Here is a 14,411-nt window from a genome sequence, read left to right as displayed (position 1 = left end):
GACTTTTGGAATCAAGTTTTATGTTTTAGAGCTTTTCCAAAGTAGTGCCGTGCCGAGGTGAAGATGATGGACACGATGAACACAAATTACTCTATTCGCGATGAAATCCGGGACTTCTGGTCGGAAAGGGCGGCGACGTTCGACGAGAGTGTCGGCCACGAAATCTTTTCCGAAACTGAGCGTAGGGGCTGGCAGCGGCTGATCCGCAAGCATCTCGGCGAGGGGCAGGGGCGTGCGGCACTCGACCTCGCCTGCGGCACGGCAGTGATTTCCCACCTCATGCATGGGGCGGGCTTCAAGGTGACGGGGCTCGACTGGTCGGATGCCATGCTGGCGCAGGCGCGGGCCAAGGCGAAGAAGCGCGGCACCGATATCCGCTTCGTCTCGGGCGATGCGGAAAACACCATGGAGGCCAAGGAAAGCTACGACGTGATCACCAACCGCCATCTCGTCTGGACGCTGGTCGATCCGCCCTCGGCCTTCCGCGAATGGTTCTCGGTGTTGAAGCCGGGCGGCAAGGTGCTGATCGTCGACGGCAACATGGGCAAGGAGACCTGGGTCAAGGGCCTGCAGAAGGTCTGGACGAAGTTGACCGGCAAGGCGCCGGCGAGCCACATGAAGCCCGAGATGATGGCTCGCCATCAAGCCATCCGCTCGCGCGTCTATTTCTCCAAACAGATGCCGGCCGAAGCGATCGTCGAGCTGCTGCGCCAGGCGGGCTTCGACAATATCGTCGTCGACCGCAAGCTCTCCGATATCCACTGGGCGCAGGCGCGCAAGATGCCCTTCCTGCGCGGGCTGGAGCGCATGGTGCAGGACCGCTTCGCGATTTGCGCGACGAAGCCGGACTGAGCTCCGGCAGCCCCCAGGGGAGCCAATTATTCCGACGTTGTCTCCTCAATCTCCTCCGGAATGAAGCCACCGGTCTGGCGTTTCCAGAGGCGCGCGAAGAGGCCGTCGCCTTCGATCAATTCCTCCGGCCGGCCTTCTTCGATGATGCGGCCGTGGTCGAGCACGACAATGCGGTCCATGCTCGATATGGTGGAGAGGCGGTGAGCGATGGCGATGACGGTTTTGCCTTCCATCACCAGGTTCAGACGCCCCTGGATCGCGGCTTCGGATTCGCTATCGAGGGCCGAGGTTGCCTCGTCCAGCACCAGGATCGGTGCATTCTTGAGGAGTACGCGAGCGATCGCCACGCGCTGGCGCTGGCCGCCCGAAAGCTTGATGCCGCGATCGCCGACATAGGCCTCGTAGCCCTTGCGGCCCTCGCTATCGGCGAGATCGGCGATGAAGATATCGGCGCTCGCCATTTTCGCGACACTCTCGATCTCCTCTTGCGTCGCCTCCGGCCGGCCGTAGCGGATGTTGTCGCCGACCGAGCGGTGCAGCAGCGCCACATCCTGGGCGATGACGCCGATGGCGCGGCGAAGGCTCGACTGGGTGACTGAGCGGATATCCTGGCCATCGATGAGGATCGCTCCGTCCTTGATGTCGTAAAAGCGCAGGAGCAGGTTGGCGAGTGTGGTTTTGCCGGCGCCCGAGAGGCCGACAAGGCCGACTTTCTCGCCGGGCCGGATCGTCAGCGACAGATCATCGATAATGGACGTGCCGGATTTGTAGGCGAAGCGGACATGCTCGAAACGGACTTCGCCCGATGTTACAGCGAGCTCCTTCGCATCCGGCAGGTCGGTGATGGTGGGCGGCGTCGTCATGACCGGCATGGCATCCTTGATGGTGCCGATCGCCTGGAAGATTTGCTGGCCCATCTGCAGGAAGGTGAAGATCTGCGTCGACAGCCTGTTCAGGATATAGACCGCGCCGACGAACTCGCCGACCGTGAGGAAACCGTTGACGAGGCCGGAGAAGCCGATCGATAACATGCTCAGCCACAGCAGCGTGTTGAGCACGACGACCGTCAGTTCCGATGTGCGGTAGATGCGCTGTTCGCTGTGCTGCGTCTGCACGGCCGTCTGGATGGTCCGGCGGATGGCACCCGCCTCGCTGTCTTCGGCTGCGAACTGCTTGATCATCTGCATGTTGGTGTAGAGATCGGTGATGGCGCCGGCGACCAGGCTGCGCTGCTTGGCGGTGCGGCGCGAGCGCTCGACGAAAACAGGCACGATCCGGACCGTGAAAGCCACATTGAGCGCGATCCAGATGACGACGGGCAAGGCGAGCTGCCAGGCGAGCGCGCTGAGCAGGATCACCGAGCCGATCAGCTGCATCAGGAAGCGCGGGATGGACTGGAAGGCGGCAATGATCTGCTGCTGGACGGCGGACGCCACCTGCGACAGGCGTGAGGAGACCTGCCCGGCATAGAGATCATGGAAGAAGGCGAGATCTTGCCGCTCGACCGCCTTGTGGCCCTGCCACTGGATGGCGGCCGGCATGCCGACACCGAGCGTATGGGACTGCAGGGTGTTGAGCATGAATGAAACGATCGGCATGACAGGGAAAATCAGCAGGCCGAGGATGGTCAAAAGCAGCCATTCACTCTGCAGGAAGGCGGAGGCACCCTGCTGTGTCACGCCATCGACAATGACCGAAAGTCCCCAGACGATCGACAGATTGATCGCCTCGAACAGCATGGAGGAAAGGGCGAGCACGATCAGCACGCCGCGAAACATCGAGATGAAGTGCAGGAGCACCGTCAACGGCCCCTTCGACGGCAGCGGACGGTAGGGGATATCGAGCGGCCGGATCAGCGTTTCGAAGGGACGGTAGATCGCATCTGATATCGACATAATCGACTTAAGCCTTTTGGGTCTGACATCGGAGAAGGGCGGGCGTATCAGGCGACGCAGGCCGCATGGAATCATCTTCCGGCTGCAATCTCAATTAGAAATTTTAGAAATCTTTGTGATCACAGGGCGAAACATCAGCTCGACCGTCGCGCAGCGCTGCCTTGCTGGAAGTGCTCGCCGGCAGCTTCGAGCTGCACCCAATGGTGCTTTGACTGCTCGAAGATCGATTTGGCAGGGGCGGGGAATTGGCTCCCGTCGGTCAGCGCTCCGAGAGCGACGCCGATCATGGAGGGCAGGTTGTCGGCCTTCCAGTAGACCGATGAGCCGCAGTTCGGGCAGAAGTAGGTATGCACCTTTCCGCCGCTTGCCGCATCGCGGGTGTATTGCTTGCCGAAGCCAGACACGGTGACGGCTTCGGCCGGATAGAAGGCGCCGGCGCCGAAAGGGGCGCCTGTTCGTCTCTGGCATTCGATGCAGTGACAGGCGATCACCACATTTGGTTTCTCCGGCAGCGCCAGTCTGAGCGCGCCGCAGCTGCATTGGGCATTGGCCATCGGGAGACTCCTGTTTTGCGAAGTTTGGGGAAGGTTTCGGAGTTTTATGGGGATATGCCGGGGCACTGAGCTGAATTCGCTCACCTTGAAATGACGGCAGTGCCATCAGCGGCGGCACCTTTCCGGAAGGGCCATAAGCGAGAGATCAAGCCGAACACGCCAATAGGAGGCCATGCTCGAAGCGATTTCTGCTCGGAAAGCCGATGCCTGTGGAACAGGCCCGGCTGTTGTTCGAGGGATCAGAGCAGTCGGCCGCCCTGGCGTCGTGATCTTACGGTTGCAGGGCCTGTTGTCTCAGCCGCGGCGAGCTGCCTCTATTGCCGCGACGTCGATCTTGCGCATGGTCATCATCGCGTCGAAAGCGCGCTTTGCCTCGGCCCCGCCTGCCTGTATCGCTTCCATCAGAGCGCGCGGGGTGATCTGCCAGGAGACGCCCCATTTATCCTTGCACCAGCCGCATTCGCTTTCCTGGCCGCCATTGCCGACGATTGCGTTCCAGTAGCGGTCGGTTTCTTCCTGATTTTCCGTCGAGATCTGGAACGAAAAGGCCTCGCTATGCTTGATCGAGGGGCCGCCATTCAGGCCGATGCAGGGAATGCCGGCAACCGTGAATTCCACAACCAGCACCTCTCCCTGCTGGCCGGCCGGATAGTCGCCGGGGGCGCGATGAATGGCGCCGACTTTGCTGTCCGGAAAGATCCCGGCGTAAAAGCGGGCGGCCTCCTCGGCGTGCTTGTCATACCAGACACAGATCGTGTTCTTGTGCATCGCGCGGTCCTTTGGTGTTTTCCCCTGATGGCAGTGACATAAGGGACAAAGCGGTTTTCTCCAGTCCAAGCGCGCCATTTTAAAAACTTGTGGCTGTTATCCCCAGAACCATGATTTGTTGACCTCCGTCCTCGCCTCTGATGGGGTGAGGCCGATATCGCGGAGCGCGTCGTCGGACAGGCAGGAGAGCGTCAGCCTTTCGCGGCGCTTGTCCAGGTAAAGGCGGATGCCCATCAGGCAGCGGCGTATGACGCCACCGGTTGGGGCACGATCTACAGTTCTCGATATTTCCACGTCAGTCATCATCAGGCATCTCCAGCACTCGTCTTGGACGCCTCAAAATGGACTGGCACATGATCGCAAGGAAGCTTATGGTTCTTATGCAATCCATAAGGAATCCTTTTGATGCTGAATCTCGACCAGCTTGCCGCCTTCGTCAGCGTCATCGATCTCGGCAGCTTTACGGCTGCTGCTGAAAGAGCGGGGCTGACGCAGCCGGCCGTCAGCCTGCAGGTGAAGCTTCTGGAACAGAGGATGGGTGTTCGGCTGATCGAGCGGGTCGGTCGCCGGGCGCAATCATCTGCGGCGGGTGTCGAACTGCTGGCCCATGCGCGCCGGATCCTCGGTGAATGCGCGGCGGCCGAGGAGGCGATGGCGCCTTACAGGCAAGGTGCCGTGGGGCGCGTGCGGATCGGCAGCGGCGGCACTGCCTCGATCCACTTGCTGCCGCGGGCGATCGCGGCTGCCAAGAAGCGCATGCCGGGTCTGGAGATCGTGGTGCGTGTCGGCAATACCGATGACATGATCCGCGATCTCGAAACCAACGCCCTCGATATCGCCGTCGTGACGCTGCCGGCATCCGGCCGCTCCATCGAGATCGAGCCTTTCTACGAGGATGAACTTCTTGCCGTCGCGCCGAAGGGCAGCACGATGCCGGAGGGCGGGCCGACGCCGGAATTCTTCAAAGACAAGATCATGATGCTCTACGAGGGCGGCAATACGCGACTGACGACCGACGAGTGGTTTGCGGCCGCCGGCATAAAGAGCCAGCCGACGATGGAATTCGGCAGTGTCGAGGCGATCAAGGAACTGGTTGCTGCCGGGCTGGGCTGGTCGGTGTTGCCGGGGCTGGCGCTAAAGCGCGACCGCGGCCGGTTCGTGACGTCGCCCGTTCAGCCGCCGCTGGTTCGTCAACTCGGCATGGTCATCCGGCGCGACAAACATCTGACGAGGGGGCTGCGCGAAGTCATGAAATGCCTTCGCGCATTCGAGGCGTAGAGGGTTTCAGGCCGGACGTGCCGGCCTAGCCGAGCGCGCTTTGTTCGGCACAGATGCGGTCGACCAGAGCATCGAATTCGCCCTTCGGCGGCCGGCCTTTCGCAAAACGCTGCTTCAGATGCATGATCGGCTCGGCGAGGATTTCATCCAGGCTTTGGGCGCAGGTGAAGTCGCCGGCCACACTCTTGACCTTGGAATTATCGAAAATCGCCGTCCAGGCCTTGTCGCCGGTCAGCGGGCCGATCCATTCCGGATTATACTTGACGAGCGTGTCTGTCGGCACATGGACGATCTTCGCCTCGACGCCCAGCAACCTGGCGATCGCCTTCTGGATGTGATCCCAGATATGGGCGTGGTCGTTGGTGATGTGAAAGATATCGCGCAGCGCCTTCTGCTTGCCGAACAGGCCGACGAAGGGCACGGCGAAATCGACCGAGCGGGTCAGCGTCCAGGGCGTATGGCCGTCGCCGGCAACGATGGTCGGCTCGCCGTCCAGCATGCGCCGGGCCATGACGTCGCTGTCGCCCATCATGATGGGCAGGCCGGTGCGGACGGTGTGGCTGGGGCGCACGATCGTCCAGGCGAGCTTGTCGGCCTTCTTCAGCAGTTCCTCGCAGGCGATTTTGGCCTGGCTATAGGGCCAGTAGGGGTTGACCGCCGGTGTCTTCTCCTCGGTGATCACATAATGGCGGGCCGGCTTTTCATAGACCGAGGCGGAAGAGATGAAGATGTACTGGCCGCAATGGCCCGAGAAGATCTCGATATCGCGGGCGATCTGATCCGGCGTGAAGGCGATGAACTGGGCGACGACATCGTAATTGGCCTTGGCGAGATCGACATAGGCCGACGATCCCAGCTCGCCCACGATGGAGGTGACGCCAGCGGGCAGGGGATCGCCCCTCAGGCCGCGGTTGAACACGCTGACATCATGGCCTTGAGCCACGGCGCGCTCGACGCAGGGATAGGAAATCTGGCCGGTGCCGCCAATGAAAAGGATCTTCAAAGCCATAAGGGATCTCCGTGTCGGATGGGGCAGGATTATCGATAATCTTCATAGCGCGAAAGCGATGAGCCGTCTTCTGCAAAATGGCCGGCATGGTGACGCAGCAGGCATTTGCGTGTCGGCAACCGGTTTGCAGGCCTGCTCAGGGCGCGACCATCAGCTTGCCGATCTCCTGGGCCAGTTGATCCTGGGTGTAGGGCTTTCCGAGCTTGGCGACGTCAAGGTCTAGCCCGGGCGGGAGTTCGGCATATCCCGATGCAATGAGGATCGGCAAGCCGGGGGCTATGGTGCGGACGGCTTTGGCGAGGTCTCCGCCCGTCATGCCGGGCATGGAGTAATCGGTGATCATCAGATCGAAGTCCGCGCCGCTGCCCAGGCACTCGAGAGCTTCTTTCCCCGAATGGGCCTCGACCACTTCATGGCCGAGATCGGTGAGCATATCGGCAGAGCTCATGGCGATCAGGATGTCGTCGTCGACGAGCAATATGCGCTTCGGGCCCGAGACCTTGTCTGGGTCCGCCGGCATCGCGTCATCAGGCTCGGTATGGACGCTGGCCGATGTGGAGACGGGGATCCACAGTTCGGCGGTCGTGCCTTTGCCGGGCATGCTTTCCAGTTTCAGGTCGCCCTTCAACTGCAGTGCCAGACCATGGATCATGGAGAGCCCGAGGCCAGTTCCCTTCCCGAGCTCCTTTGTCGAAAAGAATGGCTCGATCGCCTTTTGCAGCGTTTCCTTGTCCATGCCATAGCCGTGGTCGGCGACAGTCAGGACGACGTAGCTGCCGGCGGCAAGCTCATCGGTCGGCGCAATCTGCTCCGCCTCCTTCAGCTCGATGCGGATCGTGCCTCCGTCTGGCATCGCGTCGCGGGCGTTGACGGCAAGATTGAGCAGGGCCAGCTCGATCTGGTTGGCATCGGCCGAGACGAGAGGAAGATTCTCGGGAACCGTGGTTTCGATCAGGACGGTGGAACCGACGGAGCGCTTCAGGAGATCCGCCATGCCGAGCACCAGGGCGCGCATGTCGACCGGGTCAATGCGCAGGTCCTGTCGCCGCGCAAAGGCCAGCAGTCTCTGGGTGAGGGAGGCGCCGCGTTTCGCTCCCTGCAGGGCGCCGTCGATCAGGCGGGCGGCCCTGATGTCGTCTCCGACATATTTACGCAGCAGTTCAAGGTTGCCGAGGACGGCCATCAGCAGATTGTTGAAGTCGTGCGCCACGCCGCCGGTGAGCTGGCCGATCGCCTCCATCTTCTGGGCCTGGCGAAGCTGCTCTTCGGCGCGCTCGCGCTGGCTGACTTCCGCCATCACCGCGGCATGCGCCCGCTCCAGCTCGCGCGTGCGCTCGGCGACCTTTTCCTCCAGTATTTCATTGAGCTGCCGCTGGTGCTCCTCGGCCTTCAGCCGCGCCGTGATGTCGGCAGAGACACCCACCATCTTGATCGCCTTGCCGGAGCGATCCTTATAGAGCTGCGCCCGGATTTCGGCCCAATGAACGGAACCATCGCTCCAGATGGTCCGGTATTCGATGGAATAATCCGCGCCGGTTTCAACGGTCTTGCTTACTGCCGCCTCCATGCGCTCCCGGTCTTCGGGGTGAACGGAGCTTAGCAGATCCTTGTAGGTAAACGGGTCTTCGGGACGGCGGCCGAAAATGGCCTTGCAGGTCGACGAGGTCGTCAGCACGCCTGACGCAAGGTCGAGTTCCCATGCGCCGAGCCGCCCGGCTTCCAGAGCCGTCTGAAGCCGGCGCTCGCCTGCATCGAGGGCCTCCATGCGCAAACGCGCATCGTACTGCCGCCGGCGTCCGCGCATGGCAGAGCGGGCAACGCTGATGAAGGTGGTTGCGTGGAACGGGCGTTCGACGAAGCTGACATTGCCAAGGACCTCTGACAGCCTGGCGGCTGCGGGATTGCGCTCGGGACCGCCGCCCCTGTTTGTCAGGATGATGAAGGGCAGATCGGACCAGCTCGGCTGCTGCTCGATCCAGGCGGAGATGGCGCGCAGATCGGCGGAACGCAACGCCTCTTCAGTGACGACAGCAAAGGCGACGTCGTCATTAAGGCTTTCGACCAAGGAGGATAGATCGGTCGTCGCTTTTGGTTGTACGCCCGCTTCCTGCAGGAGCGAAGCTGCAATCTGCGCATCACGCCCGATTGGAGCGTGGATCAGGCCGATGGCATCGCTGTTAGGAATGGTGGCCGTCCTCGTCTGAGGTTTCAAGAAGCGGCTGTCTTTCTCCGATGAATGTCGGAACGCCGCGAAGCACGCCCTGGAAACCGGAGAGCGGCTCGCCGAGGGTCAGCCCTTCATTGGTGATGTGGAATTCTCTGATAGTCTCTTCGTGGCTGCCGGTGCGTTTCTTGATGACGGAAACCGCGCGGCGCACTTTTCCGAGCGCCTCGAAATAGCGCAGCAGGACCACGCTATCGGCGAGATAGGTAACATCGACCGGTGATTTCATGTCGCCAACGAGGCCGTGCTGGGCAACGGTGAGGAAGGTGTTGGCGCCCTGGCGGTTCAGATATTGGAGAAGCTCATGCATGTGAAGGATGAGCGCGTTTTCCTCCGGCATCGATGCTTGATAGCCGTTGATACTGTCGATGACGACGGTCTTGGCGTCGTAGCTGGCGACCCGATCCCTGACACGTTGCGCAAACTCTCCGGGCGACAGCTCGGCGGCATCCAGTTGCTCGATATGGATCAGTCTGTCGTCGTGCATCTTCTCCAGATCGATACCCATCGATCTCGTGCGCGAAAACAGCAGCCCAAGCTCTTCATCGAAGATAAAAACAGCCGCCTTTTCGCCGCGCTTGACCGCCGCATCGACGAACTGCAGGGTAAACAGGCTCTTGCCCGTACCTGCCGGGCCGATCAGCAGCGTGCTGGAGCCGCGCTCGATCCCGCCGCCCAGGAGATCATCGAATTCCTTGATACCGCTCGAGAGGGTCGTTCGCTCGAAGCCCTTCTTGTGCTCGATTGCGCGCAGCCTTGGAAATACCGCCACACCGCCGGTCTTGATGACGAAGTCGTGGTATCCGCCGCGAAAGGACTGGCCGCGATATTTGATGACCCGCAGCCGCCGACGCTCCGAGCCGTAATCGGGTGCAAGCTGTTCGAGATGGATCACGCCATGAACGACACTGTGAACGGTCTTGTCGAGATTATCTGACGTCATGTCGTCGAGGAGCAGGACTGTGGCATCCGACCGGGCAAAGAAATGCTTCAGCGCCAGGATCTGCCGGCGATAACGTAGCGAGCTTTGGGCGAGAAGCCTGATTTCCGAGAGGCTGTCGATGACGACCCTCTGCGGCTTTATCCGCTCGAAGGCCTCGAAGATCAGCTTGGTGGTCTCGCCCAGCTCCAGGTCCGACGAATAGAGGAGGCTCTGCTGCTGATCGGCGTCGAGCAGGCTTTCGGGCGGCACGAGTTCGAAGATTTTTATGCCGTCGCCGAGTTCCATTCCATGCGAGGCGGCGCTGTCGCGCAACTCTTCCTCGGTTTCGGAAAGACTTATGTAAAGGCAGCTCTCACCGAGATCAGCGCCTTCAAGTAAAAACTGCAAGGCGATGGTTGTTTTTCCGGTGCCGGGCGAGCCTTCCAGCAGGAATACATGACGACGTGTAAACCCGCCGAATAATACATCGTCCAGTCCTTCGATTCCGGTCTCCGCCTTCTTGCTCAAAACTTGGTCCATGCCGTCTCCTATATCAGCCAAGGAGTTAGGGCAGGAGGCTCAAGGAGCAAGACTGCTGATGACGTTGATTTGCGAAACGGGATTCGTCCCGATCGGTAACCGCGCCGGCGGCGTCGACGGCGGAAAGGCTTGGAGCCGCCGGTCAGGCGCCGCTTTGCGGCAAGCGCCGGCGGACGATGCCGGCGTGGAATTTTGCGCCGTAAAGGAGCCCGTCATCGTTGAAATCGAAGGTCGGATTGTGGAGCGGCGCGGAGGCCTCGCCATTGCCGAGGAAGACGAAGCAGCCGGGAACGACATCGAGGAAACGGGCGAAATCTTCCGAGGCCGTCATCGGTTCCTTTCGGACCTCGATGCTGGCGGGCGTGAAGATATCGCGGGCAGCAGCGAAAGCCTCTTCGGTGAGGGCAGGGTCGTTCAACAGGGGGATGAATTCCCTTGTGTAGGTGACTTCGGCCGAGAGATTGTAGGTCAGTGCGGTGCCTTCGGCGATGATGCGCATCTGCCTTTCGATTTCGGCGCTGACGTTGGAGTGGAAACTTCTAGCATCTCCAAGAATGCGGGCGAGGCCCGGCAGGGCGTTGCGGGTGCCGTCGGTCAGGAGTTCGGTGACGGAGACGACGCCGATATCGGTTGGGTCGAGGCGGCGGGAAACGATGGTCTGCAGGTTCAGGACCAGGGCGCAGGCGGCGACCAGCACCTCGTTCGTCGCATGCGGGCGGGCGGCATGGCCGCCGGTGCCCTTGAGCACGATCTCGAAATTATCCTCCGCCGACATGAAGGCACCGGGACGCGTCTGGAAATGACCGACGGGAAGGCCCGGCAGGTTGTGGATGCCGTAGATCTCATCGAAGGGGAAGCGCTCGAAAATGCCGTCCTCGATCATCGCCAGCGCGCCCTTGCCCCATTCCTCGGCGGGCTGAAAGATGAAGCGCACAGTGCCGTCGAAACCGCCGTCTTCGGCGAGCATTCTGGCCGCACCGAGCAGCATGGCGGTGTGGCCGTCATGGCCGCAGGCGTGCATGATGCCTGGGTTGCGCGAGGCATAGGGCCGGTCGGCCTGCTCCGGAATGCGCAGGGCGTCCATATCGGCTCTCAGTGCAATCGAGCGGTTGCCGCCGCCGCGTTTCAGCGTGCCGACGACACCCGTGCCGCCGATGCCTTCCGCGACATCATCGAGGCCGAATTCACGGAGCTTTTCGGCGACAAAGGCCGAGGTCTGCTTTTCCTCGAAGCCGAATTCCGGGTGGGCGTGGAGGTGGCGTCTCCAGGCGCGCATGTCGGAGGCCAGTCGGTCGAGATCCATCTTTCTATTCCTCCTGCGCCAGTGTGCTGACGACGTCGAGCAGGATGTTGGCGCCTGCGACGAGATCGTCATGAGAGGTGAATTCCCTCGGATTATGGCTGATGCCGCCCTTGCTAGGCACGAAGATCATGGCTGATGGCGCGATGCGGGCGATCATCTGGGCATCGTGGCCGGCGCCGGAGGTCATGCGCTTGCAGGGCAGGGCGCGTGCCCTGGCGGCTGCCTCGATCGTGGCGACGATCCTCTTGTCGAATTTCACCGGTTCGAAGCGCGCGAGCCGCTCCACCGAGATCGTAACCTGCTCTTCGGCCGACAGGCTTTCGAGGAAGCGGGCAAGGGCTGCCTCTTCCTCTCTCAGCCGATCCTCATCCGGGTCGCGCAGGTCGACCGTGAAGATCGCCCGCGAGGGGATGACGTTGATGGCGTTCGGCTGGAATTCCAGGCAGCCGACGGTCGCGACCGTCGGCGTGTTCGACGCCATAGCGCGCTCGCGCAGGAAAGTGATGACGCGGGCGCTCGCATGGCCGGCATCGCGACGCATCGTCATCGGCGTGGTGCCGGCATGGTTGGCGTCACCTTCGATCGTCACGCGCTGCCAGGAAATGCCCTGCAGGTTTTCGACCGCGCCAAGCGCGATGCCCTCGCGCTCCAGCACCGGGCCCTGCTCGATATGGAGTTCGATATAGGCGTGGGGCTTCAGGAAACCCGGCTCTTTCTCACCGGCATAGCCGATGCGTTTCAGCTCGTCACCGAGCAGTGAACCGTCGGTTCCTGTTGCCGCAAGCGCCGTTTCTACATCAAGCCCGCCGGCATAGACGAGCGAGCCCATCATATCGGGCGCGTAACGCACGCCTTCCTCATTGGTGAAGGCCGCGACGGCGATAGGGCGGGAGGGGGTGAAGCCTGATGCCTTCAGCGTCTCGATGACCTCGAGGGCCGACAGCACGCCGTAGCAGCCGTCATAGATGCCGGCGTCGATGACTGTATCGATATGCGAACCGAGCAGCAGCGGCGGGCGATCCTCTGTGCCAGCGGGCGCCCAGATGCCGAAAATGTTGCCGATCCGGTCGATGGCGAGTTCCAGTCCGGCAGCTTCGATCCAGGCGACGAGGCGATCGCGGCCGAGCTTGTCCGTGTCGGAGGCGGCAAGGCGCACCAGCCTGCCATCCGCATCGCGGCCGATCGCGCCGAGTTCGGCAAGCCGGCCGAGAAGCCTCGCTGCATCGATGGAGATGTTGCTCATGCTGCACCTCGCGTCAGGACCGCGTCAGGCGAGCGGCCGACGATCTCGTGATATCGGCCGGGGTCCGTGGCGCCTTCCGTGTTCACCACGAAGATGCGCGAATCCGCGCCGAGGGAAAGGGCGGCTTTCGCATCGGGATCGGCGAGCGCCTTCAGGAGACCGGCAAGGCCGACGCCGCCGCTTTCGCCCGAGACGATGGCGGGATCGCTGCCCAAGGGGTTGGCAAGCTGCCGCATGATGGAGATCGCATCCTCCTCATCGACGGTCATGAAGGCATCGGCGGTGCGCGACAGGATGCGCCAGGCGACGAGGGAGGGCTCGTAGCATTCCAGCATCGCCATGACGGTCGGTTCGCCATGGGCAATGGTGACCGGATGGCCGGCACGCGCGGTTTCGAACAGGCAGGCGGCACGGGCGGGATCGACGACGGTGAAGACCGGACGCTGCGCGCCCAGCACAATCGCCAGATGGCCTGCGACGGCAGCGGCGATGCCGCCAACACCGGACTGGATGAAGACATGGGTGGGCGGCTGCGGCATCTGTTTCAGCGCCTCGCGCACCAGCGCCGTATAACCCTGCATGACGAGGCCGGGGATGCGCTCATAGCCGGGCCATGAGGTGTCGGACACGATGGTCCAGCCGCGTTCTTTCGCGACGCGGGTGGCTTCCTTCACGGAGTCGTCGTAGCTTCCCGCCACCCGGATCATCTCTGCCCCAAAGCGGGCAATCGCGGCGACGCGTTCGTCGCTTACACCGGCATGGACAAAAATCGACGCCCGCGCACCAACGAGGGATGCACCCTGGGCGACCGAGCGGCCATGATTGCCATCGGTGGCGCAGGCAAAGGTCATGGCTTCCGCGAGTTTTCGCACGTCCGGAGAGTGCAGTTCGGCCATGCCGATCTTGCGTCCGAGTCTTGCCTCGGCGGCCTCCAGAACGAGGCGAATGACGGCATAGGCGCCGCCGAGCGCCTTGAAGCTGCCGAGCCCCAGGCGTTTTCCCTCATCCTTCACATGGATCGCGGCAACGCCTGACGCGGCTGCCAGCGCCGGCAGGGAGACGAGCGGTGTTTCGGCATTGTCGTCGCGGTGGCGCAGGTGGTCTTCCACGCCTGCGGCAGCGGCAATGCCGAGCGTATCGGCATCTGCCGTTTCGAGCTGATGTCGATAATCGCTTGTCGTGTTGAGGATGAACATGAAGGCCTCGCTGCTCTTTCATGGAAACATATTGCAGAGCCGGCGAAAATTGCGCTGATATTGAGAGCCGTTTTTGCAAGTTTGTTTCATGAGGGCCGCCGCCCATGCCTGTCTCTTCGACATCCGCGCTCGATGCCTTCGACCGCAAGATCCTTGAGATCCTCCAGCGCGACAATACCACGCCGCAAAGGACGATCGGCGAGGCCGTCAACCTGTCGGCGCCATCCGTGCAGCGGCGCATCAGGCGGATGACGGAGGAGGGCGTCATCAAGGCCAATATCGCGGTGATCGATCCGGCCGCCGTCGGCCAGGCGATCACCATCTTTGTCGAGGTCGAGGTCATTAGCGAAACGGCGGAGCAGATCGAGGCAGCCAAACGCGAATTCGCCGCCGCCCCGGAAATCCAGCAGTGTTACTACGTGACGGGGGAAGCCGACTTCGTGCTCGTCATCACCGTGCCCGCGATGGCCGACTACGAGGCGCTGACGCGGCGCCTGTTCTTCGGCAACAACAATGTGAAGCGGTTTCGGACATTCGTCGCCATGGACAGGATCAAGGTAGGTCTCAGTGTTCCTATCTGAGGAGGCTCCGGGCCAGTGGATCGCGCCTAGACCCGGAGATATTTCG

General features: G+C 62.0%; 13 protein-coding genes. 3 read left to right on the top strand and 10 right to left on the bottom strand.

The annotated features are described in order from the left end of the window. The first annotated feature begins 66 nt into the window (after window positions 1–66). A complete protein-coding gene (locus AB4Z13_RS12695) occupies window positions 67–852 on the top strand; it encodes a methyltransferase domain-containing protein (RefSeq protein ID WP_442206243.1) in 786 nt (261 codons plus the stop codon). A 26-nt stretch (window positions 853–878) separates the two neighbouring features. On the opposite strand, the gene AB4Z13_RS12690 is transcribed toward AB4Z13_RS12695, so the two are convergent. The 4 genes from AB4Z13_RS12690 to AB4Z13_RS12675 all read right to left on the bottom strand — a co-directional run bounded on the left by AB4Z13_RS12690 (window position 879) and on the right by AB4Z13_RS12675 (window position 4,375). Further along, window positions 879–2,747, bottom strand: coding sequence for an ABC transporter ATP-binding protein (locus tag AB4Z13_RS12690; RefSeq protein ID WP_442206066.1), 1,869 nt, complete (start codon window positions 2,745–2,747; stop codon window positions 879–881). Window positions 2,748–2,881: 134 nt separating this feature from the next. Then, entirely contained in the window at window positions 2,882–3,301 is a 420-nt protein-coding gene (locus tag AB4Z13_RS12685) for a GFA family protein (RefSeq protein WP_442206065.1), read from the bottom strand. Between the two features lie 294 nt (window positions 3,302–3,595). Further along, a complete protein-coding gene (locus AB4Z13_RS12680) occupies window positions 3,596–4,069 on the bottom strand; it encodes a VOC family protein (protein WP_439015755.1) in 474 nt (157 codons plus the stop codon). 96 nt (window positions 4,070–4,165) lie between these two features. Further along, window positions 4,166–4,375 carry a DUF1127 domain-containing protein gene (locus AB4Z13_RS12675; protein WP_442206064.1) on the bottom strand — a complete coding sequence of 70 codons (210 nt, stop codon included), beginning with the start codon at window positions 4,373–4,375 and terminating at the stop codon, window positions 4,166–4,168. Between the two features lie 99 nt (window positions 4,376–4,474). Here AB4Z13_RS12675 and AB4Z13_RS12670 point away from each other — a divergent pair, with 99 nt between their 5' ends. Beyond that, window positions 4,475–5,347: a LysR family transcriptional regulator gene (locus AB4Z13_RS12670; protein WP_442206063.1), complete on the top strand. Its 873-nt coding sequence runs from the start codon at window positions 4,475–4,477 to the stop codon at window positions 5,345–5,347. 25 nt (window positions 5,348–5,372) lie between these two features. Here AB4Z13_RS12670 and AB4Z13_RS12665 read toward each other — a convergent pair whose 3' ends face one another. The 6 genes from AB4Z13_RS12665 to AB4Z13_RS12640 all read right to left on the bottom strand — a co-directional run bounded on the left by AB4Z13_RS12665 (window position 5,373) and on the right by AB4Z13_RS12640 (window position 13,784). Continuing rightward, entirely contained in the window at window positions 5,373–6,356 is a 984-nt protein-coding gene (locus AB4Z13_RS12665; RefSeq protein WP_442206062.1) for an SDR family oxidoreductase, read from the bottom strand. Between the two features lie 136 nt (window positions 6,357–6,492). Next, the gene (locus AB4Z13_RS12660; protein ID WP_439015751.1) at window positions 6,493–8,568 is read right to left on the bottom strand and encodes a PAS domain-containing protein; all 2,076 of its coding nucleotides are present in this window, start codon (window positions 8,566–8,568) and stop codon (window positions 6,493–6,495) included. Further along, window positions 8,534–10,042, bottom strand: coding sequence for an ATPase domain-containing protein (locus AB4Z13_RS12655; RefSeq protein ID WP_113321316.1), 1,509 nt, complete (start codon window positions 10,040–10,042; stop codon window positions 8,534–8,536). The genes AB4Z13_RS12660 and AB4Z13_RS12655 overlap by 35 nt, the downstream gene beginning before the upstream one ends. A gap of 142 nt (window positions 10,043–10,184) precedes the next feature. Continuing rightward, window positions 10,185–11,345 carry a M20 aminoacylase family protein gene (locus AB4Z13_RS12650; RefSeq protein ID WP_442206061.1) on the bottom strand — a complete coding sequence of 387 codons (1,161 nt, stop codon included), beginning with the start codon at window positions 11,343–11,345 and terminating at the stop codon, window positions 10,185–10,187. Window positions 11,346–11,349: 4 nt separating this feature from the next. Beyond that, window positions 11,350–12,588, bottom strand: coding sequence for a Zn-dependent hydrolase (locus tag AB4Z13_RS12645; protein ID WP_442206060.1), 1,239 nt, complete (start codon window positions 12,586–12,588; stop codon window positions 11,350–11,352). After that, window positions 12,585–13,784 (bottom strand): diaminopropionate ammonia-lyase, encoded by a 1,200-nt coding sequence (locus AB4Z13_RS12640; RefSeq protein WP_442206059.1) that lies wholly within the window; start codon window positions 13,782–13,784, stop codon window positions 12,585–12,587. The genes AB4Z13_RS12645 and AB4Z13_RS12640 overlap by 4 nt, the downstream gene beginning before the upstream one ends. Before the next feature lie 104 nt (window positions 13,785–13,888). Between AB4Z13_RS12640 and AB4Z13_RS12635 the strand changes: the two genes are divergently transcribed. After that, complete coding sequence (locus AB4Z13_RS12635; protein WP_007818262.1) at window positions 13,889–14,365, top strand: Lrp/AsnC family transcriptional regulator; 477 nt, start codon at window positions 13,889–13,891, stop codon at window positions 14,363–14,365. The last annotated feature ends 46 nt before the right edge of the window (window positions 14,366–14,411 follow it).

Origin of the sequence: Rhizobium sp. YAF28, from assembly GCF_052113285.1 — a bacterium.
In the GTDB taxonomy this organism is placed as follows: Bacteria; Pseudomonadota; Alphaproteobacteria; order Rhizobiales; family Rhizobiaceae; genus Rhizobium.
This window is presented reverse-complemented; position numbering and strand designations above follow the sequence as displayed.

Coding starts and splice junctions, on each gene's coding strand:
- AB4Z13_RS12665 (WP_442206062.1), bottom strand. CDS start 6,356: ATGGCTTTGAAGATCCTTTTCATTGGCGGCACCGGCCAGATTTCCTAT.
- AB4Z13_RS12640 (WP_442206059.1), bottom strand. CDS start 13,784: ATGTTCATCCTCAACACGACAAGCGATTATCGACATCAGCTCGAAACG.
- AB4Z13_RS12675 (WP_442206064.1), bottom strand. CDS start 4,375: ATGATGACTGACGTGGAAATATCGAGAACTGTAGATCGTGCCCCAACC.
- AB4Z13_RS12670 (WP_442206063.1), top strand. CDS start 4,475: ATGCTGAATCTCGACCAGCTTGCCGCCTTCGTCAGCGTCATCGATCTC.
- AB4Z13_RS12655 (WP_113321316.1), bottom strand. CDS start 10,042: ATGGACCAAGTTTTGAGCAAGAAGGCGGAGACCGGAATCGAAGGACTG.
- AB4Z13_RS12680 (WP_439015755.1), bottom strand. CDS start 4,069: ATGCACAAGAACACGATCTGTGTCTGGTATGACAAGCACGCCGAGGAG.
- AB4Z13_RS12695 (WP_442206243.1), top strand. CDS start 67: ATGGACACGATGAACACAAATTACTCTATTCGCGATGAAATCCGGGAC.
- AB4Z13_RS12635 (WP_007818262.1), top strand. CDS start 13,889: ATGCCTGTCTCTTCGACATCCGCGCTCGATGCCTTCGACCGCAAGATC.
- AB4Z13_RS12690 (WP_442206066.1), bottom strand. CDS start 2,747: ATGTCGATATCAGATGCGATCTACCGTCCCTTCGAAACGCTGATCCGG.
- AB4Z13_RS12645 (WP_442206060.1), bottom strand. CDS start 12,588: ATGAGCAACATCTCCATCGATGCAGCGAGGCTTCTCGGCCGGCTTGCC.
- AB4Z13_RS12685 (WP_442206065.1), bottom strand. CDS start 3,301: ATGGCCAATGCCCAATGCAGCTGCGGCGCGCTCAGACTGGCGCTGCCG.
- AB4Z13_RS12650 (WP_442206061.1), bottom strand. CDS start 11,345: ATGGATCTCGACCGACTGGCCTCCGACATGCGCGCCTGGAGACGCCAC.